This is a genomic window from Mesorhizobium sp. CA13, from assembly GCF_020165235.1.
In the GTDB taxonomy this organism is placed as follows: domain Bacteria; phylum Pseudomonadota; class Alphaproteobacteria; order Rhizobiales; family Rhizobiaceae; genus Mesorhizobium.
Genome location: NZ_JAIUHS010000003.1, coordinates 36229 through 61036 on the forward strand (window position 1 = coordinate 36229; position 24808 = coordinate 61036).

General features: G+C 61.2%; 24 protein-coding genes. 13 read left to right on the plus strand and 11 right to left on the minus strand.

Annotation, left to right across the window (positions count from 1 at the left end; genetic code table 11):
• Nucleotides 1-73 precede the first annotated feature (73 nt).
• From LB566_RS09105 to LB566_RS09115, 4 genes are all read left to right on the plus strand, one after another.
• Nucleotides 74-1507 (plus strand): basic amino acid/polyamine antiporter, encoded by a 1434-nt coding sequence (locus tag LB566_RS09105; RefSeq protein WP_224624160.1) that lies wholly within the window; start codon nucleotides 74-76, stop codon nucleotides 1505-1507.
• Nucleotides 1508-1525: 18 nt separating this feature from the next.
• Nucleotides 1526-2770: an arginine deiminase gene (locus tag LB566_RS09110; protein ID WP_224624161.1), complete on the plus strand. Its 1245-nt coding sequence runs from the start codon at nucleotides 1526-1528 to the stop codon at nucleotides 2768-2770.
• Nucleotides 2771-3032: 262 nt separating this feature from the next.
• Nucleotides 3033-3290, plus strand: a complete 258-nt coding sequence (locus LB566_RS30555) for a YMGG-like glycine zipper-containing protein (protein WP_411910470.1) — start codon at nucleotides 3033-3035, stop codon at nucleotides 3288-3290.
• Between the two features lie 147 nt (nucleotides 3291-3437).
• A complete protein-coding gene (locus LB566_RS09115; RefSeq protein ID WP_140552127.1) occupies nucleotides 3438-4466 on the plus strand; it encodes an AI-2E family transporter in 1029 nt (342 codons plus the stop codon).
• Nucleotides 4467-4497: 31 nt separating this feature from the next.
• Here LB566_RS09115 and LB566_RS09120 read toward each other — a convergent pair whose 3' ends face one another.
• The 5 genes from LB566_RS09120 to LB566_RS30485 form a co-directional block, all read right to left on the minus strand.
• On the minus strand, nucleotides 4498-4755 hold the full coding sequence (locus LB566_RS09120; protein ID WP_224624162.1) for a hypothetical protein: 258 nt from the start codon (nucleotides 4753-4755) through the stop codon (nucleotides 4498-4500).
• Nucleotides 4756-4927: 172 nt separating this feature from the next.
• Nucleotides 4928-5449, minus strand: coding sequence for a DUF1269 domain-containing protein (locus LB566_RS09125; RefSeq protein ID WP_140552125.1), 522 nt, complete (start codon nucleotides 5447-5449; stop codon nucleotides 4928-4930).
• A gap of 361 nt (nucleotides 5450-5810) precedes the next feature.
• Nucleotides 5811-6356, minus strand: coding sequence for an HdeD family acid-resistance protein (locus tag LB566_RS09130; protein ID WP_224624163.1), 546 nt, complete (start codon nucleotides 6354-6356; stop codon nucleotides 5811-5813).
• A gap of 679 nt (nucleotides 6357-7035) precedes the next feature.
• Entirely contained in the window at nucleotides 7036-7458 is a 423-nt protein-coding gene (locus tag LB566_RS09135; protein WP_224624164.1) for a hypothetical protein, read from the minus strand.
• A 126-nt stretch (nucleotides 7459-7584) separates the two neighbouring features.
• Nucleotides 7585-8007: a BA14K family protein gene (locus LB566_RS30485; protein WP_140552122.1), complete on the minus strand. Its 423-nt coding sequence runs from the start codon at nucleotides 8005-8007 to the stop codon at nucleotides 7585-7587.
• Nucleotides 8008-8803: 796 nt separating this feature from the next.
• Here LB566_RS30485 and LB566_RS09145 point away from each other — a divergent pair.
• Nucleotides 8804-10270 (plus strand): Do family serine endopeptidase, encoded by a 1467-nt coding sequence (locus tag LB566_RS09145; protein WP_224624165.1) that lies wholly within the window; start codon nucleotides 8804-8806, stop codon nucleotides 10268-10270.
• Nucleotides 10271-10640: 370 nt separating this feature from the next.
• Here LB566_RS09145 and LB566_RS09150 read toward each other — a convergent pair whose 3' ends face one another.
• The 3 genes from LB566_RS09150 to LB566_RS09160 all read right to left on the minus strand — a co-directional run bounded on the left by LB566_RS09150 (nucleotide 10641) and on the right by LB566_RS09160 (nucleotide 15022).
• Complete coding sequence (locus LB566_RS09150; RefSeq protein ID WP_140552120.1) at nucleotides 10641-12263, minus strand: alpha/beta hydrolase; 1623 nt, start codon at nucleotides 12261-12263, stop codon at nucleotides 10641-10643.
• Between the two features lie 644 nt (nucleotides 12264-12907).
• Complete coding sequence (locus tag LB566_RS09155; RefSeq protein WP_224624166.1) at nucleotides 12908-13804, minus strand: NAD-dependent epimerase/dehydratase family protein; 897 nt, start codon at nucleotides 13802-13804, stop codon at nucleotides 12908-12910.
• A gap of 60 nt (nucleotides 13805-13864) precedes the next feature.
• Nucleotides 13865-15022, minus strand: coding sequence for a mandelate racemase/muconate lactonizing enzyme family protein (locus tag LB566_RS09160; RefSeq protein ID WP_224624167.1), 1158 nt, complete (start codon nucleotides 15020-15022; stop codon nucleotides 13865-13867).
• 293 nt (nucleotides 15023-15315) lie between these two features.
• Here LB566_RS09160 and LB566_RS09165 point away from each other — a divergent pair, with 293 nt between their 5' ends.
• A complete protein-coding gene (locus LB566_RS09165) occupies nucleotides 15316-16302 on the plus strand; it encodes an aldo/keto reductase (RefSeq protein ID WP_224624168.1) in 987 nt (328 codons plus the stop codon).
• An 84-nt stretch (nucleotides 16303-16386) separates the two neighbouring features.
• Here LB566_RS09165 and LB566_RS09170 read toward each other — a convergent pair whose 3' ends face one another.
• A complete protein-coding gene (locus LB566_RS09170; RefSeq protein ID WP_224624169.1) occupies nucleotides 16387-17082 on the minus strand; it encodes a FadR/GntR family transcriptional regulator in 696 nt (231 codons plus the stop codon).
• A gap of 356 nt (nucleotides 17083-17438) precedes the next feature.
• On the opposite strand from LB566_RS09170, the gene LB566_RS09175 reads away from it, so the two are divergent.
• The 5 genes from LB566_RS09175 (at nucleotide 17439) to LB566_RS09195 (ending at nucleotide 22463) form a co-directional block, all read left to right on the plus strand.
• Nucleotides 17439-18719, plus strand: a complete 1281-nt coding sequence (locus LB566_RS09175) for an ABC transporter substrate-binding protein (protein ID WP_181167675.1) — start codon at nucleotides 17439-17441, stop codon at nucleotides 18717-18719.
• 2 nt (nucleotides 18720-18721) lie between these two features.
• A complete protein-coding gene (locus LB566_RS09180) occupies nucleotides 18722-19645 on the plus strand; it encodes a carbohydrate ABC transporter permease (RefSeq protein WP_224624170.1) in 924 nt (307 codons plus the stop codon).
• Nucleotides 19642-20520 carry a carbohydrate ABC transporter permease gene (locus LB566_RS09185; RefSeq protein ID WP_224624171.1) on the plus strand — a complete coding sequence of 293 codons (879 nt, stop codon included), beginning with the start codon at nucleotides 19642-19644 and terminating at the stop codon, nucleotides 20518-20520. The genes LB566_RS09180 and LB566_RS09185 overlap by 4 nt, the downstream gene beginning before the upstream one ends.
• A 106-nt stretch (nucleotides 20521-20626) precedes the next feature.
• Entirely contained in the window at nucleotides 20627-21382 is a 756-nt protein-coding gene (locus LB566_RS09190) for a ribonuclease activity regulator RraA (RefSeq protein ID WP_140521326.1), read from the plus strand.
• Nucleotides 21383-21407: 25 nt separating this feature from the next.
• Nucleotides 21408-22463, plus strand: coding sequence for an ABC transporter ATP-binding protein (locus tag LB566_RS09195; RefSeq protein ID WP_140552111.1), 1056 nt, complete (start codon nucleotides 21408-21410; stop codon nucleotides 22461-22463).
• Between the two features lie 44 nt (nucleotides 22464-22507).
• Here the strand turns inward: LB566_RS09195 and LB566_RS09200 are convergent, their stop codons facing one another.
• Entirely contained in the window at nucleotides 22508-22822 is a 315-nt protein-coding gene (locus LB566_RS09200) for a hypothetical protein (protein ID WP_224624172.1), read from the minus strand.
• An 86-nt stretch (nucleotides 22823-22908) separates the two neighbouring features.
• Between LB566_RS09200 and LB566_RS09205 the strand changes: the two genes are divergently transcribed.
• Nucleotides 22909-23115, plus strand: a complete 207-nt coding sequence (locus LB566_RS09205) for a DUF6494 family protein (protein ID WP_140499366.1) — start codon at nucleotides 22909-22911, stop codon at nucleotides 23113-23115.
• A gap of 27 nt (nucleotides 23116-23142) precedes the next feature.
• On the opposite strand, the gene LB566_RS09210 is transcribed toward LB566_RS09205, so the two are convergent.
• Complete coding sequence (locus LB566_RS09210) at nucleotides 23143-24018, minus strand: helix-turn-helix transcriptional regulator (RefSeq protein ID WP_224624469.1); 876 nt, start codon at nucleotides 24016-24018, stop codon at nucleotides 23143-23145.
• A gap of 95 nt (nucleotides 24019-24113) precedes the next feature.
• On the opposite strand from LB566_RS09210, the gene LB566_RS09215 reads away from it, so the two are divergent.
• Nucleotides 24114-24806, plus strand: coding sequence for an ABC transporter permease (locus tag LB566_RS09215; protein WP_224624173.1), 693 nt, complete (start codon nucleotides 24114-24116; stop codon nucleotides 24804-24806).
• The last annotated feature ends 2 nt before the right edge of the window (nucleotides 24807-24808 follow it).

Below are 24808 nucleotides of genomic sequence, written 5' to 3' on the forward strand. Positions count from 1 at the left end.
CCTTGCTGGACCGAGACGTGTCGGCGAGGCGTCTGATCGCGAACTCTGGTTCGCGCAGCCAGGAGAGCGGTTTATGACTTCAAACGAAAATCAGAAGCTTTCGCTGTTTGCGCTGACCAGCATGGTTGTGGGATCGATGGTCGGCGCGGGCATCTTCAATCTGCCTGGCCGGTTCGCGACTGCGACAGGTCCGTTCGGCGCGATCATCGCCTGGGCAATTGCGGGAATCGGCATGTACATGCTGGCGCGGGTCTTCCAGGCGTTGGCCGAGAAGAGGCCAGACATCGACTCAGGCGTCTTCGCCTATGCCAAGGCCGGCTTCGGCAACTACATGGGCTTCCTGTCCGCCTTCGGCTACTGGCTCGGTAGTTGCCTGGGCAACGTCTTCTATTGGGTGCTCATCGGCTCGACGCTGGGGCGGTTCTTTCCCGGGATCTTTGGGGACGGCAGCAGCGCCTTCGCCATCATCGTCTCGCTGATCGGCATCTGGGCTTTCCACTTCATGATCCTGCGCGGCGTCGAGCAGGCGACCTTCATCAACACTGTCGTGACGATCGCCAAGATCGTGCCGATCCTGGTCTTCATCCTGCTCCTGATCTTCTTCTTCCATTTCGGGCAGTTCCGCGAGAATTTCTTCGGCGGCGTGGACATGCCGCCGAAGTCCCTGATCGCCCAGGTGCGTGACACAATGCTGATCACGGTCTTCGTCTTCCTCGGCATCGAGGGCGCCAGCGTCTATTCCCGCTTTGCCAAGGTGCGTTCCGACGTCGGTACGGCGACGATCCTCGGCTTCGTCGGCGTCACAGGCCTGATGGTAGCGGTCACGCTGTTGCCCTACGCGGCTCTGCCACAATCGGCTGTCGCCGGTGTCCAGCAGCCGTCGATGGCCGGCGTTCTCGAAGCGGTCGTCGGTCACTGGGGTGCGGTCTTCATCTCGATCGGCGTTCTGATCTCGGTGCTCGGCGCCTATCTCGCCTGGTCCCTCATCTGCGCCGAGGTGCTGTTTGCGGCGGCGAAGTCGCAGGACATGCCAAAGCTCTTCGCAGCTCAGAATGGCAACAGGGTCCCCGCCAACGCACTCTGGCTCACCAACATCGTGGTGTCGCTCTTCGTGATCTCCACCTACTGGTCCAGGGACGCGTTCAACTTCATGCTCGACATGACGAGCGTCACCGCGCTGCTGCCCTACCTGCTGGTGGCCGGCTACGGCATCCTGCTCGCCCGCAGCGGCGTTGGCTATGAAGAGACGCCGGATCAACGCGGTCGTGACCAGCTCTTCGCCTGGGTCGCGGCGATCTATACGATCTTCATGTTCGTCGCCGCCGGGCTCAAATACGTGCTGCTGGTCGCCGTCCTCTTCGTGCCCGGAACCATCCTCTACGTCTGGGCGCGGCGAGAGCAGAAATTGCAGCTGTTCACGCTCACTGAACTCTTCGTGTTTGCCGTAACGCTCGTCGCTGGCCTGATCGGAGCCTACGGGCTGCTGACGGGCACCATCGCACCTTGAACAGAAGGCAGGAAGGTCATGACAAACAATACTTCGTTCGGCGTTCATTCCGAGGTTGGTCAGTTGCGCAAGGTCATGGTATGCGCGCCCGGCCGGGCCCACCAGCGGCTGACACCCAGCAATTGTGACGCACTCCTCTTCGATGACGTGCTCTGGGTAGACAATGCCAAGCGCGACCATTTCGACTTCATGACCAAGATGCGCGACAGGGGCGTCGAGGTGGTCGAGATGCACAATCTGCTCGCCGAGACGGTCGCGATTCCGGAAGCCAAGAAGTGGATCCTCGACCAGCAGATCGTGCCGAACCAGGTCGGCCTCGGCCTGATCGACGAGGTCCGCTCCTATCTCGACGGCCTCTCCAATCGCGACCTCGCCGAGACACTGATCGGCGGGCTGTCGACCTTCGAATTCCCGGAAAACATCGGCGGCGAACAACTGGCGCTGATCCGTGACGCGGCCGGCGTCAACGAATATCTGCTGCCGCCTTTGCCCAATACGCTCTATACCCGCGACACCACCTGCTGGATCTATGGCGGCGTGACGCTGAACGCCCTTTATTGGCCCGCGCGCCACGAGGAGACCATCCTCACCACGTCGATATACAAGTTCCACCCGGACTTCGCCGACAAGGTCAATGTCTGGTGGGGTGACCCGACCAAGGATTGGGGGCTCGCCACATTCGAGGGTGGGGACGTCATGCCGATCGGCAAGGGCAATGTCCTTATCGGCATGAGCGAGCGCACTTCGCGCCAGGCTATCAGCCAGGTGGCGGCGGCCCTGTTTGAGAAAGGAGCTGCCGAACGTGTGATCGTCGCCGCAATGCCTAAGCTGCGCGCGGCGATGCATCTCGACACGGTATTCACGTTTGCCGATCGTGACTGCGTGCTGATGTATCCGGACATCGTCAACGGCATTGACGCATTCTCCTATCGCCCTGACGGCAAGGGCGGCGTCGAACTCCACAAGGACAAAGGCAGTTTCATTGAGACGGTGCGTGACTCGCTTGGTCTCAAGAAGATGCGCGTCGTTGAAACCGGCGGCAACGACTACATGCGCGAGCGCACCCAGTGGGACAGCGGCGCCAACCTGGTTTGCGCCTCGCCTGGTGTCGTTTTTGCCTACGATCGCAACACGTACACAAATACGCTGCTGCGCAAGGAAGGCATAGAAGTCATCACTATCACAGGCGCGGAGCTCGGCCGCGGCCGGGGCGGGGGTCATTGCATGACCTGCCCTATCATCCGTGATGCAGTCGACTATTGATAGCAATCCGGCCAGGCTCGATACAGGCGGCCGGTCGGCTCCCAAATAGTCTGAAGGCCATACGCAGTCGGACGGCCTCCAGCACATGGCCTCCAGCACATAAAGACCGTTTGCCCAGAATTGCTTCTGGAGCGTTGGAGTCGCTTCCAATCCTTTAGGAACAATCGTGTTTGGACGGAATGCTCGTTGTTGGCGAGAAAATGTAAATGTACCAGGAGATAAAGACATGAAAAGTGTCATATTTGTTTCTGCTTTGGCTCTGATGGCTGCGGGTTGTACTGCCACGAAACAGCGAACAGCAGGCACGGCGTTGGCAGGAGCCGGAACGGGTGCGGTCATCGGCGGCCTTGCAAACGGCAGTCGAGGTGCCCTTGTAGGCGCGGCGGTCGGTGGCGGCACGGGGGCTGTGGTCGGCGCCGCGACGGCACCGCGCGCGCATCATCGCGAATGCTGGGTTCGTGATCGCTGGGGCCACACGGTTCGGGATCGTCAGGGTCGACCCATCACAGAACGTTGCTAGGCGCGATGCGTAAGATCAGCTTTATTCGCCATGAATCGAGCTGATTGAGCGATATCGATGAACATTGGTCTGGGCGCTGAGTAAGCTTCCGGACCAATTTCGGAGTTGTCTGTAACGCCATCCAGCCGGCCGGGAACAGACCATACCATGGCAAAGCGAACGCTCTTTGCGCCTACGTATATTCTGGCGGTTATCGCCGTCATATGGGCGCTGCAGGCCGCTGCCTCCATTTTCGCGCCAGTCGTGTGCGCTCTTTTCCTCATCGCGCTGGTGTGGCCATTGCAGCGCAACCTGCAGCGGCTTCTTCCAAAGCTGATCGCACTGGCGATAGTCGTCTGTGTCGTCGTCCTGGCATTCTTCGCCTTTGCATCGATCGCCAGTTGGGGGTTTGGCCGCATTGGCCGATCGGTCCTCGCCGACAGCGCCCGCTTTCAAGGGCTCTACAGTCAACTCGCCGAGTGGTTGGAAGGGCACGGTGTCGTGATGGCCGGCGCCTGGGCCGAGCATTTCAATGTCGGCTGGTTCGTGCGGATAGCTCAGGGTGTGACCGCAAGGCTGAATACCGTGATCTCGTTCTGGATCGTTGTGGTCGTTTACGTGCTTCTGGGTCTTCTCGACGCTGAAGCGGCGGCTCGCAATGCTCGTGTAGCGCTGAGCGCCCAGGCGGCGGACGCACTGATCAATGGCAGCAGTCAGACGGCCTCGAAATGGCGGCGTTACATGCTGGTTCGGACATTGATGAGCCTTGCAACGGGCTCGATGGTCTGGGCGCTTTCGGCGGCTTTCGGATTGCGGTTTGCCGCCGAGTGGGGCGTTATCGCCTTCACCTTGAACTATATTCCGTTTATCGGGCCGTTCGTCGCGACATTCTTGCCGACGCTTTACGCGCTCGCGCAGTTCGGATCGCCACAGGCCGCCGTCTCGATTTTTGCGGGCCTCAACATCATTCAGTTCGTCATCGGCAGCTACATAGAACCGCGGGTTGCCGGTTACGTGTTGGCGATGTCGCCTTTTGTGGTGCTGTTTTCGGTCTTCTTCTGGTCGTTTCTTTGGGGGGTGTTCGGCGCGTTCATAGGTGTGCCCATCACCATCGCGCTGGTTACCTTTTGCTCGCAATCGTCGGCGACCCTCTGGATCGCTCAATTGCTTGGGTCCGCCGATCGGCGGAACGCGTGATAGCCGCTGGGAAATTCGATTGGCCGCGCCCCTAGCGACGTCCGGATTCCGCGCCCTGGACGAGGCCGATGACACACACCGACAGGATGCCGCCAAGAAGGCCCGCAATGCCGACGCCGATCAGCACGCCGGGCGTGAGGGTGCCGACACCACGAGCGGTGGCATCGACAGCATTTTCGACGTTGCCGACGAAGTTTGCCAAGGCGGGAATCCGACCAGCCAGCAATGTCAGGGCCAGCCCACCCACGACGCCAGCCGCCGCGACAGATTTCCAGCTCAGTGCAGCCATGCGTCAAAACCGGACCGTAGCGAAAGCTCCGCCCGCGCCGCAGATGGCTTCGATCAAAAGCAGGACCGCTGTCTCAAGGCCGGACATGCTTGCATCGCCCACTTGCTATCCGGCCATCCATCGCCCTTGCCGACCAGCAGATTTCCGGTTCTGGATGTTTCGGCGACCGCGCTCAGGCGGTCGCGGTGGCGCCTTGGCCGGCTGTGGCCGTCGCGCGTTGCAACGCATCGCGCAGGACCTGTTCCTTCGTCTCATCCAGCGACGTCTTAAGCACCACACCGCCAAAGGCCTTGATTTCCTTGAGCACCTTGTCCGCCGTCATTTCGTGCGCAAGCACGAACAGGGCAGCGTCCCCAGGCTGGATGCTGGCTGACAGATCGCGCATGAACGCATCGTTGATACCTACGTCCGTCAAGGCGCCGCCAAGCGCTCCGGAAGTGGCGCCTACCGCAAGCCCGATGAGCGGATTCAGGAAGAGAACACCGATGAGCAAGCCCCAGAAACTACCGGATACGGCACCTGCCGCTGTCGTATTCACGAGTTGATTGAGCTTTATCGCGCCCGCTTCGGTCTTGGTGGCAATAACCGCGTCGCCAAGCTTAATGATGTATTCCTTTTGAAGCCCTATGAGGCGTTGACGTACCTCTTCAGCCTTGGCCTCGTTCGGATAGACGATGGCGATCAGATCGGACATGGGAAACTCCTAGGCTAAGACTTCTTCAAGGCCACGTAATACACATCCTCGAAAGTGAAAGATTGAGCCGGAAATCCGAATAGTGTGCAGCACGTCTCATTTTGCTCGCCTGTCGGACCGGCAATCTCGCGGTTCGACATTGAACGTCGACCGCTTCGTCGGTTGCGCTCGGCCCATCGCGACGAATTCTGGTCCGGGGCGTCCGAGCTTCTTCCATACGATCAGCGAGGCTGCGCCGTCTTGAAGGGTGGCTGGTCCCCGTCATGCGGCCGTCCGCCATGGTCCAGGACAAAATGAACTCCGCGAAAAGCGGCCGCCGTCGAAGGCCGTCGCGGCACCGGTCACGGTGAAGATGGCTGGATCACCGGGGCGTATCCGTTGGCCGCAAGCCTGTAATGAGCCAGCCCAGGCCGTGAAGGACCAGGTCGATACCCACGAACGCTCCAATCACCCAAACCCCGGTCGATGGCCATCCGATGAGTATCAAGAAGCCCGCCGCGAGACCGAACAGGCCGGAAACAAGCATCATCCATCGGTCGGTGGACAGATAGCGCAGGCTCAAAGACATTCTTCCGAGCCCAGATATCACGAGCACGACACCGAGCACCCATGTGAGGATAATAGATCCCAGCACCGGCAGGCTGATGAGCAGGCAGCCAAAAACGACGTAGAGGATGCCGAGCGTCGTCTGCCAGAGAAAACCACGCCACCCGCCGGCCCAGACGGCAAGCGCAATCTCGAGAAAGCCGGCGCATACGATCGCAATGCCCAGGACGAGCGCGCTGATGGTGGTGGCCAGCGCCAGGTCGCCCAACACGAAGACGCCGGCGAGAATAAAGACGATTCCGATCGCCGAGTTCGCCCATGCAGACTGTCTCGGTTGCTGAGCCTCCGACAACTGTGCCATTCCCGCACCTCCTCCCGGAGTCATCTACGAATGCGATGGAAATCCACCACGCGGCCAGTACGGGCATTCAGGACTATCTCGAAAGTGCTGCCGCCAATACGACGCGCGTGATAAACAAAATTGCGTCCCCTGCAGTCCACGCGACGCACGTCCCTGAAGCCTCTGCTCTGAATCAATCGCTGGCCTTGGACGCAAGTAATCGCGCGGCCGTTATTAAGGTTTGATCCGATATTTATATTTACGGTCACTGCTCCTGCTGGGGACACAGTGGCAAGAGGAGTGCCAAAGCCGAGTGCGGCACTTAACAGGGCAGCTAGTGCATATCTCCGCATATCTTTCGTCCTCTTTGGTGAATTAAGCCGACATCACGCGCATGCGAACACGTTGTCAATAATTCCGCATGGTGGCTTGGATATTTGGAGACACAATGCCTAGTTCTTGGATTCTTTGCATTTAGCATTTCTGTCTGAGCGCCTCTGTTTTCGCTTTTATTGCGAAGGTGTATGTCTTGCGATTAACCGTTGGTTTGACGGACAGAGATCGCCGCGGGTGGCATTGTTCCTGTGACCGGCCGCGCCGAAACACTGAAATGCACGAGGAGCCGACGCGAGATCTCGAAAGCTGATGAAGTGCGCGACCGAACTGAATAATCTTCGTCAGTTTTCCGGAGGTGAGACGCTCATCCGCCGACGCATGAAGACGGCACAGCTCGACCAACGCCCCACGACAGGCGTCCCTGTACGATGGTCAGCGTCCACTGACCGTTCGAGTACGTCGTTCCTTCCGGTCCTTTGGAGGGCAGGTCGACCTCGGCTGCGTCGTTGACGGATACAGAAGCGCGATCCCCCAGAAGACGCACTGCCAGACGCGTGCCGTCCTCGCACTTGTAATTGCTGACGGGATAGGGATTGCCTACCCCGATCGACGTGGCGAACGCGGAATAATTGAAGCTCACAATCATCACCGCGCCAATTGCCGCGATCGATAGATTTTTTTGCACAATAGTCCTCCCAACTGGCGCATCCGCGTGGATCAAACAGAGAAGCTGTATCAACTGATCGGCAAAAGCCTTCGCGAACTGCGCTTCGAACAGGCGGGACATTTCGGCTAGCTCACGCCAATGGCTTTGCCGGCCTCTGCCAGGTCGGCCTGCACTCTCGTGCAAGCTTGAATTCAGCCGTTGCAGCAAATCCCGTGGGCTCGCCAGACCAAGGAGTCCAGAGGACGCTTAGAAGGGCGATATACACTGCCGGCGTGGACCATTATACGGCTGCCAGCTGTTGTCCGAGACCCGAAAAGAGCGGTAGCGCTGTGAGCACCAGTTCACATGGTTGTTCCAAGCGCTGTGATTGTGCTGGCGGGCAGCCGAAACCGCCATTCCGCCGAGCAGCATTCCGCCAATGAGGCCTGCGGCGACGGCGCCATTATTGTTCCTCGAATGCCGGTGATGGCGTGGCGGACGGGAGGGCCGATAATGGGGTGGCCTGTGGTGCGGTGGCCGTACTCCATGTCCCGGTCGATGGCGGGAAGGCCTCCTTAGGTCAATGTTCGTGACCGTATCGGAAACCGACGGCCTTAGCGCTCCGACGGGCATTGCCCAGGTGGGGGCTGCCAAGCTTGCGATGATCGCGGCGACGATGATGCGCTTCATATGCTTCTCCCGTAAACTTCATCTCCCGCCGTACGCCCCGCCGCTGCGGATGAGATCAAATCCAGGTAACTCTAGGCCAGCACCTCGTTTTCTTGGAATATGCTGTAAATCCCAAACGTGGATCGAGCGTTTATTTCTTGCTTCCGGAATGAATGAGACCAGTCGAACAGTATGTCTTTCCGCCGAGGACGCCTGGCGCGACGGGCGCCACCAATGTGCCTTGAATGCCGGTGGTGACGGGAGATGGGAGGGCCATTGGTGTGGCGGCCGTGTGCGGGTCTATGGCGAGCCCGCGACAGACCTCTCGACGCTTCTCCTTAGGCGATGATCATCCCCTGGGGCTTTCACGCTGCTGAGAATCACAGTCCGGGGCGGCCTCTTGGCGTTCCGGTGACAAAGGAGCGCCCAATGACATGCGCGCCACCTTCAAGTGAGCCGCCATGCAATCATTATATAAACAGCTCGCCATGAAATTCGACCTGAAATCGCGGTGGTGCAATCCTCGACTCAACGTCGCGTACACTCCAAATAGATCAGACGGGACATTCACCTTTTCTGGTCTCGATTTCGATTTTCGTGACATCGCAAGTCCACTGGGTTCGATGTCATCGAATAAAAAATGCTTCAATATGCAAGTTACAAATTCACAATTCTCAAACGATGGAAGTATGTAGTCTTATAAATATTACGATAGAAAATGACAAAACTTTCATGAAATGGAAATGATGCCGTAATGTGGCTTCTTCTAACCCTTCTGGCAAGGATGCTCAGTGCATCCCACTCAAAAGGATAGGCCATGAATATTTTTCCCAATTCGTATTCCAGAACTCGTCGGCGCTTGGCGGCGGCTGTAGCGTCACTGACCGCTATCGGCATCGGCGCTGTTGTCTCCGGCACTGTCCCCACGCTGGCCGACGCAGTGCATGTCCAGGCGCCGCAGATGCCGAGCTTCGCCGATGTCGTCGAGCAGGTTTCGCCGGCGGTCGTCAGCGTCAAGGTCAAGTCCACGGTCCAGCCGGTCGCCGACGACGGTTCCGACGATCAGGATGGTTTCGAGAGCCTGCCCGACAACCGGCAGCAGCGCGGCTTCAATCATGGCGACGGCAAGCCGCGCCCGGTGGCGCAGGGTTCAGGCTTCTTCATCTCGGAGGACGGATATCTCGTCACCAACAATCACGTCGTCTCGGAAGGCTCGTCCTTCACCGTCGTCACCAGTGACGGCAAGGAACTCGATGCCAAGCTGGTCGGCACCGATCCGCGGACGGACCTGGCTGTGCTGAAGGTCGATGGCGGCGGCAAGTTCACCTATGTCGACTTCGCCGACGACTCCAAGATCCGCATCGGTGATTGGGTGGTGGCAGTCGGCAACCCGTTCGGCCTCGGCGGCACCGTCACTTCCGGCATCGTATCCGCTCGGGGCCGCGATATCGGCGCCGGCCCCTATGACGACTTCATCCAGATCGATGCTCCGGTCAATCATGGCAATTCGGGGGGCCCGACTTTCAATCTCAATGGCCAGGTGATCGGTATCAACACAGCCATCTTCTCGCCGTCGGGCGGCAGTGTCGGCATTGGCTTCGATATCCCGGCCTCGACCGCCAAGCAGGTCGTGGAAGACCTGATGAAGGAAGGCTCCATCAAGCGAGGTTGGCTCGGCGTCCAGATCCAGCCGGTCACCGCTGAAATTGCTGAATCGCTTGGTCTGAAATCCGACAAGGGCACACTGGTTTCGAACGCTCAGGACGCTGGTCCTGGCAACAAGGCAGGCATTGCCGCCGGTGACGTCATCACCCAGGTCGACGGCAAGGATGTCGATTCGCCCAAGGACCTCGCCCGCACGATCGGCGCCTATGCGCCGGGCAAGTCGGTCGATCTTACCGTATTGCGTGATGGCAAAAGCCGGACGATCAAGGTCGATCTCGGCACACTGCCGGCCAGCGACAAGCAGGCCTCCGGCGACGACGGCACGCAAGTCGCGCCGGCCAAGGCCGACGCATTGGCCGATCTTGGCCTGACCATCGCCAAGTCAGACGATGGCAAAGGACTGGTCGTCACCGATGTGGATCCCAACAGTGATGCAGCCGATCGTGGCATCCAGCCGGGCGATGTCATCACCGCCGTCAGTTCGGCCAAGGTGAACACCACTGATGACGTCACCAAGGCCATGGCCGATGCAGCCAAGGCCGGCCGCAAGGCCGTACTGATGCAGATCACCCGCGAAGACTCGAGCCGGTTCGTCGCGGTGCCCGTGGGCAAGGCCTGACAGAAGCCGGTCTGGAGCCTGTTGGTTTCGAGGCGCCCGCCCCAAATGCTGCCGCCGCGATAGCCGCGGAACATCCAGCAATTTCCCGCGGCGATGTCTGCCGCCAAGCCGCTGCGGGAACAAGGAGCCGCGCACGTCAATCAGTCGTCGTGCCTCGCTCCTGGCGGCAGCGGGCTCCCTACGCCCGCTGCCGTTTTCCGCCATTTACGTCAGTGGCAAATCGGCTGCGTCGTGAGCCTAAACGGATGTCGGGGCTCGCGGTGATTCTTCTGCTCACCATGTTCGTCAGCACGCTCACGCTCGGCACGGGCCGCACGACGAGACTTCAGGGAGTGTTCCTGCTGATTTCGGCCGTGCCCTGAAGCCTCAGCTAGCCGCCTCTGTCGGCCTGTGCTGCAACCTTGGTGGCAAGATGGGTTTTAAGGGCGGCGAGGTCCTGCCGCGACCAGTCCTTCACGCCCAACACTGCGCTCCAGGCTTCCACATAGTCCTGCGGCGCGTAGACATGGCCGTAGCCGATCGGCGTGGTTGTCGCCACGGCCATATCGAGACCGAGCTGCAGCATGGTCACCACGGGGTACCAGCTCAGTTGCGGCGAGACGTCCGGCCCGCGCGGCGCCTTCATCCAATCCGGCTGCCGGTAGGCGTCGCGATAGTCGAAGAACACGATCGGGTCGCTGGCATATTGCAGGTAGACGATCCTCAGCGGCCCCCAGGGCGTGTCCGGCGCCACCGCCGGGCCGTTCTGGTTCATGAACCGGACCAGGCTGCTGTCGCGGAAGATTGGCAGCCACTGCGGCGAGCCGTTGTTGCGCGTATCGCTGACCGAGCGCCAGGTCCGGCTCTCGAAGGGCGGGCCGCTCCAGAGCGCGCCGCTGATCGGGTCGCTGAATATCTCGAACAGCCCGGCCGATCTTTCGGAGTTCATCGCGCCAAGGCTGAGCCCGTGTAGGTAAAGCCTCGGCCGCGATTGCTTCGGCAGGGTGGTCCAGTAGCCGTAGATTTCGAGGAACAGCGCGCGGGCCGTCTCAGCGCCGTATTCCGGCTGCGCCAGCAGCGAAAGCGGACTGCTCAGATAGGAATATTGCGCGGCGACGCTGGCGACATCGCCGCGGCATAGATATTCGAGCGCATCCATCGAGGCCGGATCGACCCACCCGGTACCGGTCGGCGTGATGACCACAAGCGTAGATTTGCTGAAGCCGCCCGCCCGCTTCAGCTCCTCCAGCGCGAGCTTCGCGCGGGCTTGCGGACTGTTTGCCGCTCCTAGTCCGACATAGACCCGGACCGGCTGTTGCGCCGGCCGGCCGGTGAAGGTCCCTATCTCGGCGGCGGCGGGGCCGTCCGCGATGAACTCGCGGCCGGCGCGGCCGAGCTCGTCCCACCTGACCAGCGAGGCGGGGCTTCCGGTCCTGGAGGCTTCGCTCGGCTGCTGGCGCTCCGGTTCCATGAGTGCGTCGAACTTGGCGAACGAGGAGTCGAGCGCGCCGAAGATCGCGCGGATCGCGACGTCGCTCACCAGCAACCAGATGAGCAGCACGGCGACAGCGGCGCCGGCGACATTCGCCAGGCGCCGGGGTATGTAGCGTCTCAGTGCCCCGGCGATGGCGCGCACCAGCCAAGCGACAAGGCGCGCCAGCGCCAGCACGACGATGAAGGTGCAAATGGCCAGGGCGCAGACATTGACGGGATGGGCGCCATCGACAGCCGGCATGCCCATCACCGCGCGGATGGAGTTCTGCCACGCGCCGGATCGCCACAGTGCCACAAGGGCAAGGCCCAGGCACGGGACCAGGATGATCGCCTTGGACAGCAAGCGCGGCCGCGGCGGCAGTTCCGGGATCTCGAGATATTTCCACAGCCACCGCAAGGCGACGCCAAGGCTGTAGCCGATGGCGAAGCACGCGCCCGCCAGTACGCCTTGCGTCAGGTCGGTGCGGGGAACGAGCGTCGGCGTCAGGGCGGCCGCGAAGAACAGCATGCCGAGGGCCATGCCGGCACCGGAGAGCGATCGCCAGATACTAAGGAAACGATTGGTTGTCACTTGGGTGTTACGCCTCGAGTTGGACCGCAGGATAAAGTCGGCCTATGGTTTTTATATCTTCGGAGTCGCCCGTCCGCTATTGGCCCCCTAAGCAGTCAGCTCATGTCCTGGGTCAACATGCATCGACCCCTTTGCGCGATAAGACAGAGATACCACGCGTATTAAAAACCAGTGCTCGCCCCGGTCCTTAGGTTCGCCAGATCATACCAGAGAATATGAAGGAAACGGGTTGCCGACCGTGCGCTAACGTGTTGACTTTCCAGTAGAAAACGTCGGCCCTCCGGGCCCACCATCGTCGTTATTCGCCATTAGGCTACGAAGCGGTTCGCCAAGGCGATGGTCCAGACGCTCGCCGATCGCATCGTCTGCGGATGGGAGCTTTGCGCCTCCAGCCCGCCGTTTAGCTCCAAACTGCGTGAGCTAGGGAGCAGACGTTGGACTAGCCCGGCCAAAGGCCCTGAAGCCGTGTGGCAATATTCGTGGACCGAGCGCTACGTTCAGCCGGCGCGCTGCTTGAGTTCAGGAAAATCTGGTTTCTGCGCCAACCTCGGCCTCAGGAACATCCCATCTGCCGCAGCCTCCTCCGCCACCAGTCAAGAATCCGCAGGCTGTGTGCGCCAGTCATACTCTTGCCGGAACCCAAGGATGTCGCGCAGCTTCCGATTTGAGATCGGTCCCTCGAATACGTCCATGGCGCGTGTGACTGGTATGTTGGGTGCGTGCTTGTCGAGAAATTCCGCCGTCGGCATCTCGGCTACGATGTTGTCGTTGACTGCGTTGAATATCTGGAACCCCAGGCCGTCCTTCTCGATGCAGAGATCGACGATCTGGCCGAGATCGCGCACGTCCATGTAGGTCCAGCCGTCGCGCCGCCGTTTCGAGGCGTCGGCGAGGAATTCCGGGAAGCGGGCATAGTCGCGCGGTTCGACGACGCCGCCGATCCGCAGGGCATACACGTCGGCTCCAGTACGGGAGGCGAAAGAGCGCGCAATCTTCTCGCCTAGCACTTTGGAGAGACCATAGCTGTCGGTCGGATCGACGTCATAATCCTCGTCCACCGGAAACGATGTGAACTCGCGGTCGCCTTCGGCAAAGCACACGCCGTACACCGTTTCGCTGGAAGCGGTGACGATTTTGCGGATACCAAGCTTGGTGGCGGCTTCGATCACATTGTAGGTCGATTGCACATTGGCGGCGAACATGGCGTTGTCCGGTCGCAGGAATATCCGCGGGATCGCCGCGAAATGGACCACCGCGTCGACCGGGCCGCGGCTCCTTCCGCCGAAATATTCGTCGAACCCGAAATGCAGCGTCAGTGCATTGTAGGTCTCGCCAGCGTCCGCAAGATTGGTGATGACGGTGTCGACGCCCAGCACATCGAGCGGCGTCAGGTCGAGATTCAGAACCTGATGCCCGCGCTCGAGCAGATAGGGTATGACGTGCCGGCCGATCTTGCCGCTGCCGCCGGTGAAGATGATCCGCTTGCCCATGGGTCCCTCACAACGGATTTGTTTGATCGGGCAGCGCAGTCCGCCCGGTCCGGTCGTCAGCTATTCAAAGATGCCGAAGCCTGGCACGGCGTGCTTGCGAACGCCTTCCATGTCGAGCTCGACGCCGATGCCAGGTACGTCAGACACCACGATGTGGCCGTCCTCGACGATCGACTTCGCGCCGTCCGGAAGGCGCACATAACTGTCCCACGCCTCCCGCTCTTCAAGCGCGTGCCACTCCAGAACGAGGAAGTTCGGAACGCTGGCGCACACATGGCATGTCGCCATCGTGCCCAGCGGCGTCGACACCAGATGCGGCGCGAACGGCACATAGTACATCTCGGCGAGATTCGCGATCTTGCGGCTTTCCGCAAGGCCGCCGCATTTCGGCACGTCGGGCATGATGACGTCGGCGCCGTAGTTCTGGAACAGTTCGCGGAAGCCCCAGCGCAGGTAGAGATTTTCGCCGACGCAGATCGGCGTCTTGGTCCGCATGCGGATCTGCTTCAGGGCCTCGACATTTTCCGCCGGGATCGGCTCTTCCAGCCAGAGAAGGTTGAAGCGTTCCATCTCGGCCGCTATGCGGCTGGCGCTGAGCACGTCGTAGCGCGCGTGCAGGTCGATGCAGAGATCGACGTCGGGGCCGATCGCATCGCGGACCGCTGCGACACGCTCGACCATGAAGCGCAGTTCGGCGCCGTTGATGGTATGGTTCACCGCGTCGAACTTCGCCGGATGGCGCAGATTGTCGATGTCGAATTTCAGCGCCGTGAAGCCTTCCGCCACCATGCGGCGCGCGCGTGCCGCGCATCCCTGCGGCGATCCCGATTCCTCATCGCCGTCGCCGCAGTCGGCATAAAGTCTTATCCGGTCGCGGAACTTGCCGCCGAACATGCGATAAAGCGGCTGGCCGGCGGCTTTCGCCGCGACGTCCCACAGCGCCATCTCCAGCCCGGTCAGCGCGATCAGAAAGATGCCGGCCTGCGCACCGGAAAACACATGGTCACGGCGAATCTTGTCCCAGCAATATTCGACATTTCGCGGATCCTGGCCGATCAGCTCCGACTTCAGTTCCGAAATCAGCCCGACGATTGCGGCGGCGCCTGCATCGGGATTTGCTTCGCCATAACCGGAGATGCCGGCGTCCGTATCGATGCGGATCAGGGTCGCCTTGCCGTGATAGGCGACGACCGCTGTCTTGATGTCCGTGATCTTCATCGAAACCTCCTCCCCGTGACGGCGCGCGGCGCCTTCAAACGCATATCGTCAGCTTAGGTCAACTTGTCCAATAAGCATACAAGATGAGAAGATGAGACGTAAACCCCCTTTGAACGATTTTGCGCAAATGCACCTCGCAGCGGAAGCTATCGTTGAATCATTTGGGAAATTCGTGGCTCCGCGCCAAGCGACATAAATACGCCGGAGCCTACTTGTTAGACGAGTATATAAGCGTATAAATTGGATGCCAGCAGGGTGATAGCCCATACATGCTGCTAATCAGGAGGAACAGGATGCAACAGCGACAGTTGGGATCGTCGCCGGTCAAGGTATCGGAGATCGGTCTAGGCACTTGGGGTATGTCCGGCGCCTTTTGGGGCGCGGCCGACGACGAGGAATCGATCCGGGTGATCCGACGCGCCGCGGAGCTTGGCATCACGCTGATCGACACCGCCGAAGCCTATGGACATGGCCATGCCGAGGAGATCGTCGGAAAGGCACTGGCCGGCCGCCGCGACAAGGCCGTTATCGCGACCAAGGTTGCGCCCAATCATCTCGAACCCGCCATGATTGAGGCGGCGCTCGACGGTTCGCTGAAGCGGATGCAGACGGACTATGTCGATATCTATTTTGTCCACTGGCCGAACTCGGATTTTCCGATCGGCCCGACCATGGAGATGATGGAGCGGCTGCGGTCGTCCGGGCGTATCAAGGCAGTCGGCGTCTCGAATTTCAGCACCGCCGACATGGACAACGCTCGTCAACATGGCGTGATCGACGTCCTCCAACCACCCTACAACATGCTGTGGCGCGAGGTTGAGGCTGAGACGCTGCCCTATTGCCGCAAGCATAATATCGGCGTGATGCCCTATAGTGGTCTCGCCCAGGGTTTGCTTACCGGACTGTTGTCGCCGGACACCAAATTCGTCGAAGGCGATGAGCGCCGCACCACCGTTCTGTTCCAGCCGGGCACCTACGAGCGCGCGGTTGACGCCGTCGACGCCCTGAAGCCGATTGCGGCGCGCTACGGCAAGACGGTTCCGCAACTTGCGATCCAGTGGCTTACCAGCAGGCCGGGCGTGAGTTCGCCGCTGGTCGGCGCGCGCACGGTCAAGGAACTCGAGGAAAATGCCGAGAGCGCAGGCTGGGCGATTTCCGACGCGGACGTCGCGGCCATCGACAAGATTACCGGACCGGTATGGGCGGAAATCAAAGACAAGGGCGACATGTTCGGTTTTCGCGCGCGCCAGCGCCAGGAACAGCAAGCAAAAAGCGCCTGATATCCGCCGCGTCCTCCCGGCGCGCAGCGGCGCGGCCAGCCCGATTGCTGGCTGCGCCGCTCGGGAGCGTCGGCTGGCGATTTCTTATGGGGGCAGGCCAACGGCCGTGGTGATCTTCAGGTGCCGGCGCATCGCCTCTTCCGCCCGTTTTGCATCACGCGCCACGAGGGCCTCGTAGATCGCTCTGTGCATCTCAGTCGCCGAGGGCAGGGCATGAGGCACCTGGTTGCTGATGCGCCTGCTTGCCATCTGCCACCACCGGGACGAGTACATGAAGCGGTCGAGGATCCTATTCTTGGCTGCCCGGCAAATCTCCATGTGGAAATCCAGATCCAGTTTCAGATAGGCGTCCGCATTGTCTTCGCTGGCCGACATCGCTGCCAGCAGGGTGCCAAGACGCTCAAGGTTTTCTTTGGTCATATGCTTGGCCGCGATGGCGGTGATGGCCGGTTCGATGATTATCCGCGTCGCGTGCGCTTCCGCCAAGATCTCGCGGGTCTGCTCGGGCGGCAGCCAGTCGATAAGCAATGGACTGAGGTAGTCCCATTCGTCTGCGGGACGCAGCACCACGCGCCGTCCCTGCGCGATTTCGATCATGTCGAGAGACGCCAGGATCTTGAGCGCTTCCCGCGCCACCGCGCGCGAAACCCCGAACTCCTGAAGGATCTGCTGCTCCGACGGTCCCTGGCCGCCGGCGACGCCGCCGCTGGCGATGCGGCGCGCAAGCACGCCGGCCACCTGCTTGGGCAAAGTTTGAAGCTTGACCTCCATGGCATCCATCATTAACATCCACTTGTCTGATAAGCTTATAGGCTGATAGCTAGATATGCAGTCAACTTATCTCATGGTGCTCACTAGCCTATAACTCGGCCTGCGTGAAGGGAGGATCGAACGGTGGAGGTCGTCCCATCCCGGTTCCCGTCGTCCGAGATCAGGATCGAGACGCCTTCGCGAACGCCCCGGCCGCGTTGGAACAAGGTGCCTGATCGCCCGGCGGGCTCGCAAGCGTCGTTGGGGACGTAATCCAGGCAATCTCGCTGCGGGAGGAGCAAGCCGCCGCGGATTTGCCGGAAAGGTTGAAGTCATCGGCCGACCCTTGGATGGGCCGACCAATCAAAACCAAGGAGGAGATTATGATGTCCGCAAACCTGTCGAGACGCAAATTCCTGGCCGCGAGTGCGGCAGTGACAGCCGGCTCGCTCGCCGCGCCATGGATCGCCAGGGCAGACGCGAACGAGATCACCGCACTGCTGATCACCGGCGGCCCGCTCTATCCCAAATACTGGGAAAAGATCGTTCAGGATTTCACCGCCAAGACCGGTATCAAGGTTCGCTACGACTTGCTGGAATTCACCCCGCTGACGGCGAAGGTGGTCACGTTGAGCGCGGCGCGATCGAGCCAATACGACGTCTATAGCACCCATACGGCGCAGATCGATTCCTACTTCAACCATTTCGCGCCGCTGAACAGCTATTTCAGCGACAGCGAACTCGCGGAATTCTACCCGGTCGCGGTCAAGTATCTGCGCGATCCCAAGACCGGAAACCTGGCGGCCATTCCGCGCAACATGGATTCGCGCGTCCAGTACTACCGCAGCGACATCTATCAGGAAAAAGGCCTGAAGCCGGCTGAGACCTGGGAGGAGCTCGTCGATGTCGGGCTGAAACTGACCGGCAATGGCCATTATGGGCTGGTCGTGCCGGGGCAGGGCGATCCAGCACAACGCACCTTCAGCGATCTGCTCTGGCAAGCCGGCGGCGATTGGGTGGACCAGGCCAATAAGCCGGCCTTCAATTCCGAAGCCGGCATCAAGGCCCTGACCTTCTATCGCGATCTCATCCAGAAGCACAAAATCGTGCCACCCGATGCGGTCGGCTATCAGTGGAACGAGAATTCGACCGAATTCTCGTCCGGCACCGTCTACGCGAATTTCGATTGGCCGGGCGCATTCGCGACCCTGTCGAATCCGGAGACCTCACGCGTCGTCGGCAAGTGGTCGACTGCGCCCTACGTCAAGGACAAGGCCGCGATTTCATGCGCCATTTCGCATGCCATGGCGCTCAACGGACAATCCGGACGCAAGGACGCCGCCGTCGAATTCATCAAGTATACGGTCGGTCCCGAGGCGCAGCGGTTGCAGTTCGACCAATTCACCAACTTCCCCAGCAGCCAGGCGATCGCCAAGGAAGTGATATCAGCGGCAAAGGGGCCTCAGGCCGTGTGGCTGCAGCAGCTCGAGACGACGATAGCCAACGGCAAGGAATGGCCGAAGCTGGCCGGCTTCTCGAAAGTCTGCACGCTGATGTTTTCGGCCATCGAACAGGCCTTGACCGACCAGGTCTCTCCTGCGGACTCGCTCAACCAGGCGGCGACGGAGGCTGAGGAGATCATGCGCCGGGCCGGAGCTTACGATTGACGATGACGTCCGTCGCACAGCATACGGTGTCGGGGCGTCGGCGACGTTCGCCGCTGCCCTACACCTGGCCGAGAGGATACCTTCTGGCCAGTCCGGCGCTCCTCGTCATGCTGGCCATCCTGCTCTATCCGCTCGGATACTCTTTCACCATGAGTTTCTTCCGCTGGGATCTGAGCGGTTCGGCGCCCTTCATCGGGATGGCAAATTACACCGACGAACTCTTCGGCCGCCAGTTCAACCAGGCACTGCGAAATCAGACCATATTCAGCATCATTTCGATCACGATTGAAGTGGTGGCTGGAATGGCTATCGCCGTGCTCGTCAATGGCAAATTGCGCGGCATGCGGCTCGCGCGCACCTTGCTCCTGGTGCCTCCGATGATCGCGCCCGCAGTGGTGGGCCTGAATTTCCGGTGGCTGTTCAACACCCAGTACGGCCTGGTCGACGCGCTGTTGCGCATGTTCAATCTGCCCGACATTCCATGGCTCAACCATCCGACCTGGGCGCTCGTCTCCGTGATCGTCGCCGATGTCTGGCAGAACACGCCGTTGATGGTGCTACTGTTCCTTGCCGGCCTGCAGTCCTTGCCACAGGAACCGCTCGAGGCGGCCACCGTGGACGGCGCAACGCCATGGCAGCGCTTCTGGCATATCGTGCTGCCGCTGATGCGTCCGATCATCATGATCGCCCTGATGCTTCGCATCATCGACACGTTCCGGACCTTCGACGTCGTCTGGCTGATGACGCAGGGCGGGCCGGGCGGCGCCACCAACCTGCTCACCGTCTATTCCTACCTGCTGGCGTTTCAGGCGGTGGATTTCGGACATGCGGCGGCCGTCTCCTACATCGCCTTGGGGATGTCGCTGTTCGTGCTCGGGCTCCTCTACGGAATACCGTGGCTAATTGCGAAACGGAGGGCGATATGAGCGAAGCCGCAATCGTTAGCGCACGTCCCAGGCCAAAGCGCCGGCGCCGTCGGTTTACGGTGGGGACCGCCGGCCAGTATATGGCGCTGGCCCTGACCGTCGCGTTCACCGTCTTTCCGCTGGTATGGCTATTCCTGACGTCGATCCGCAGTTCGGCCGACATCTTCTCGGTGCCGGTGCACATCATCCCCGAGACCGCGACGCTAACACAATACGTCTCCGTTTTCGCGGAGTACGACACGATGGACTATGTCTGGAACACCGTCATCGTCTCGGTGGCGACGGTCATCCTCGTCCATCTGCTGGCCATTCCTTGCGCCTATGCCTTGTCGCGTTTCAGGATGCCGGGCGCGACGCTGATTTTTGGGCTGCTTTTGATCATGCGCATGATCCCGGTCATCGCGCTTGCCATTCCGCTCTTTGCCGTGTTTGCCGCCATGGGCATGCTCGACACCATCTGGGCGCTGATCCTGAGCCATACGGCGGCCAAACTGCCTGTCGCCATCTGGCTGCTTCTGGGCTTCATCCAGGACGTGCCGAAAGAGATCGAGGAGGCTGCCCAGTCGGACGGCGCCGGCACGGTGCGCACGCTGGTCCAGATCGTGGCGCCGCTGATTGCTCCTGGTATTGGCGCCAGCGCGGTCATCACCTTTCTCTTCACCTGGAACGACCTGCTGCTTGCCCTGACCCTGACCTCCAGCAAGGCCGCTCAGACTCTGCCGGTCGGGCTCACCAACTTCGTCTCGCAATTCGGCATCGACTGGGGCGCCATGTCGGCAGCCGGCGTCCTGATGGTCATCCCGACCCTGGTGTTTGTCTGGTTCGCCCAGGGGCTGCTGGTCAAGGGTCTCACCACCGGTGCCGTCCGCGGCTGAATGGCGGACATGCACCCAAAACGCTCGACGGCTTCGACGACGGGATACGCAACTGAGTGACGATCGGTGAGGTCAGGGACCTCGCCGCGCAATCGGAGGATACGGAATGGCAGCTGATCAGATACCGGCGATATCGGACATTTCGCGGCCGCCGAGACAATTGGTCGATGCGCTTGCGGCGATCGGCTCGGCGACGCTGGCCAGCGAACTCTACCACAAGATGGGCATTCGCGACCCGCAGATACGGGGCCCGCGTCCGTTGAGGCTGGGCCGCACGGCGGCGGGGCCTGCTCTCACGCTCCAGTGCATGCCGAAGCGCGAGGATCTCTACAACGAGACCGAATATGAGGAGCCGGAGCGGCAGTTGCACCGTCACGTGCTCTATCCCACGCAGCCGGGCGACATGGTGGTGGTCGATGCGCGCGGCGATCTGGGAAGCGGCATCTTCGGCGAGATGATGCTGACCTATTTCGCCGGGCGCGGCGGGGCCGGCGTGGTTGTCGACGGCTGCATCCGCGATTCCGCCCAGGCGGCGGCTTTGGACATCGGCATCTGGGTGAGGGACGTCACGCCGAATTTCCACGCCCAAACCAACATCGTGCCGTTCGCCGTCAACGTTCCCATCGCCTGCTCGAACGTGCTGGTCATCCCTGGCGATATCATCGTCGCCGACGATGACGGCGTGGTCGTCGTGCCGGTCGCCCTTGCTCCAAAATTGGTCGAGCTCGCCGGAGCGCATATTGAGTGGGAAGAGTTTTCGCGCTCGCGCCTGGCGCAAGGGGGAGACCTGCGGAAATACTACCCGTTGAGCCCCGAGGGCGAGGCCGAATACCGAGCATGGCGGCATGCTCAACAAAAATGAGTGGTGCCGGACGGGAGGACAATAGATGTCTGCAATTGAGATAGAACAGCTCGGCAAGAGCTTCGGCGCCGTGGAAGTTTTGCGCGACGTCAATATCGAGATCGCCAGCGGCGAGTTCGTGGTGCTGGTCGGCCCGTCAGGCTGCGGCAAGTCAACGCTGCTACGCATGATCGCCGGGCTGGAAGAGCAGACGACCGGCGAGATCCGCATCGGCGGGCGTGTCGTCGATGAGATGCCGGCCAAGTCGCGCGACATAGCCATGGTCTTCCAGAGCTACGCGCTCTATCCGCATATGAGCGTGGCCGACAATATGAGCTTCGCGCTTCGACTGGCGAAGGTCCCCAGGGAAGAGATTGTCTCGAGAGTCAAGGCGGCTGCCGAAATCCTTGGCCTGCAGGACCTGCTTGGCCGCATGCCGCGGCAGTTGTCCGGCGGCCAGCGCCAACGTGTGGCCATGGGCCGCGCCATCGTGCGCGATCCAGCCGCTTTCCTGTTTGATGAGCCGCTCAGCAACCTCGATGCCAAGTTGCGCGTCAAGATGCGCGCCGAAATCAAGAAGCTTCATCAACGGCTCGGCCGAACAAGCATCTATGTCACGCATGACCAGACCGAGGCGATGACGCTCGCCGACCGCATCGTGGTGTTGAACAAAGGCCGGATCGAACAGATCGGCAGCCCTTCCGAGCTCTACGAGAACCCGGCTAATCTGTTCGTCGCAAGCTTTATCGGCTCGCCGGAAATGAACCTGATCGAGGGCCGCATCGACAACGGCGCATTCGTCGCCGATCAGGGCTTGCGCTTACCCTTGCCGGCGGCTTCTCGGATGGGCGACAGGGATGGGGTAGTTTACGGGATTCGTCCGCAGCACATTTCGGTTGGCGGCCGCCACTCTCAGGCGAGGGTGCAAGTGGTCGAGCCGACCGGTGAGGCCCAGGAGCTTACATTAAGTGCAGGTGGAGTCGACCTCGTGGCCGAGGTGCGGGATCAGCCGCCCTTCAAACTTGATCAAGAGGTTGGGTTGGAGATCATGATATCCAAGGTGCATCTGTTCGATGCTCGTAGCGGCACCAGGATTGCTTAAGGCGCGCTGACAGGCGAAAAACGCCCTATGCATCATGCTCTTCGTCAATTGCCACTTGCTGCCTGGTTTCCGCCAAAGAGGGCCGTCTGACCGTGCCCGCGAAACGGCCTTGCGGACGTCGCCGACTGGCTATCGTGAAACAGCACCTCCCTCGCTTGGCCGGTCCTGACCGGCCAGATGATCGCCTTGGCGTCGAAACCACCGGTGATCGCTGTTTGCCCATCGGCCGTCACGGCAATCGCCCGCATCGCTCCGCCATGACCGCGAAGCTCGGCACCACGCGTTTCTACGCCGCAGAGGAACGGACCAACGGCCGTCAGACATAGTGCGAGCGTCGTCCTCATTGCACCCCGGGCCATTCCGTGCTCCGTTGGCGCAGCGCCGCCGTTGCGGGCACCAAGCTTGCCGGACCGGCCATATCGTTCACACCGTTCGAGGCAATCATATGACCCAGAATATGGAAACCGATCCCTTCAACGTCTCCATGCGCAAGTTCCTCAAGCAGGTCGGCGTGACTTCGCAGCAGGCAATCGAGAAAGCCGTGGCGGAGAAGGGCCTGAAAGGACAGGGCCGACTGACCGTGAGGGCCGTCATCACCTCGGAGCCGGCAGGCCTGCGCCATGTCGTCGAGGGCGAGATCGATCTGGGATGAGAGCTGCGGCTTGATCGGGGTCGGCTGCTATTTGAAGAACCGTATCTGCCCGGCGGGCGATGGATCGTATCCGGCAAGCTCGGCCGCGCGGCTGGCGAAGATCTCCTGCCCTAGCAAACGCAGGAGCGCCTGGATCGGTTGTTGGAAGTAGGTCCGCTGCCGCATCAGGAGATCGAAGCTCTCCCAGGCCAATGGAACGAAATCGAGGCCAGCGGCGCGTGCGGCCGCGCGCGTGGCTATTCCGCAATCGGCCCTACCAATGCGCACGGCAGCCGCGAGATCGGGTCCAGTCAGGCAGGGCGGCTCCAACCGGTTGACGTCGTCTGGTTTCGCGCCGGAGTCCGCCAGCAATTGCGTGAGCAGCATGTCCGCGCCTGCGCCGTGTTGGCGAACCGCGATGCGTGCGCCGGTCGCAAGTACGTCGGTCAGGTTGCTGAGCGATTTTGGATTGCCTGGCGCCAGCAGCAGGCCTTGCTCGCGGCGGGCGAATCCGACCAGCACCGCATCGTAAAGCCGCGGCCTGGTCGCAATCGCGGCGACATTCGGGTCCGGGTCGCGGCTGTGGAAATGGATCGCGGCGGCAGACACCTCGCCGCGCTGCAGGCGTGTCACGCCGGCTTCCGTGCCTTCCGTCAGAAAGGCCAGGCCGGAGCCTGATTGGCGCAAAGCCCATTCGAGCAGGTCGTCCTGGCTGCCACCGACGATCGGCGGCGGCTCGGATTGGGTCATTCCTGCGGGCCGGACCAACCCCGACATGACCCAACGGTCGAGTTCATGCCGCGGAAACAGCCACTTGCCCGCCACCTTGCTGCACGGGATACGCTCCTGCGCGATTAGGTCATAAAGCTTGCGCTCGCCAATGCGCAGATAATCGGCGGCTTCGGACGTCGTCAGCAAATCCATCTTGCATTGATATGCATATTCCTGAATGAGTTCAAGGATTTGACTCTGACGGAGGAGTTGCAGGACATTGACGCTGGACAGGACTGCGAGGAGCAATGTCGGAAGGGCTGGGTGCATTGCAACTGATCGCGGGCGGCGACGCCGCGCTGTTTGCCATCGTGCGCCTGTCGCTCGCCGTGAGCCTTTCGGCTGTCGCGATCGCCATGCTCGCAGGCCTGCCGCTGGGGGCAATTATCGCCCTGGCACGCTTTCCCGGTCGTTCGGCGATCGTCGTGCTGCTGAACGGTTTCATGGGCCTGCCGCCGGTGGTGGTCGGGCTGACGGTCTATCTGCTGCTATCGCGATCCGGGCCGCTTGGCGAGTTCGGCCTCTTGTTCACACCCGCCGCCATGGTCATCGCGCAGGCGCTATTGGTGCTGCCCATCATTGCAGCGCTGACTCGCCAGACTGTCGAGGATCTGTGGCGCGAGTATCGTGAGGAACTGACTGCGATGCAGGTCGGGCCGGCGGGCCTGGTCGCCACGCTTTTGTGGGACGGCCGCTTCAGCCTCGTCACTGCTCTGCTCGCGGGTTTCGGCAGGGCGGCGGCCGAGGTCGGCACCGTGATGATCGTCGGCGGCAACATTGATGGCTTCACCCGCACCATGACGACGGCAATCGCACTTGAGACCTCGAAGGGAAACCTGCCGCTCGCCATGGGACTCGGCCTGATGCTGATTTTCCTCATCCTGCTGATCAACGCCGCCGCCTGGGGCGTGCGGGTTTGGTCCGAGCAACGGGCGGGCTAGGG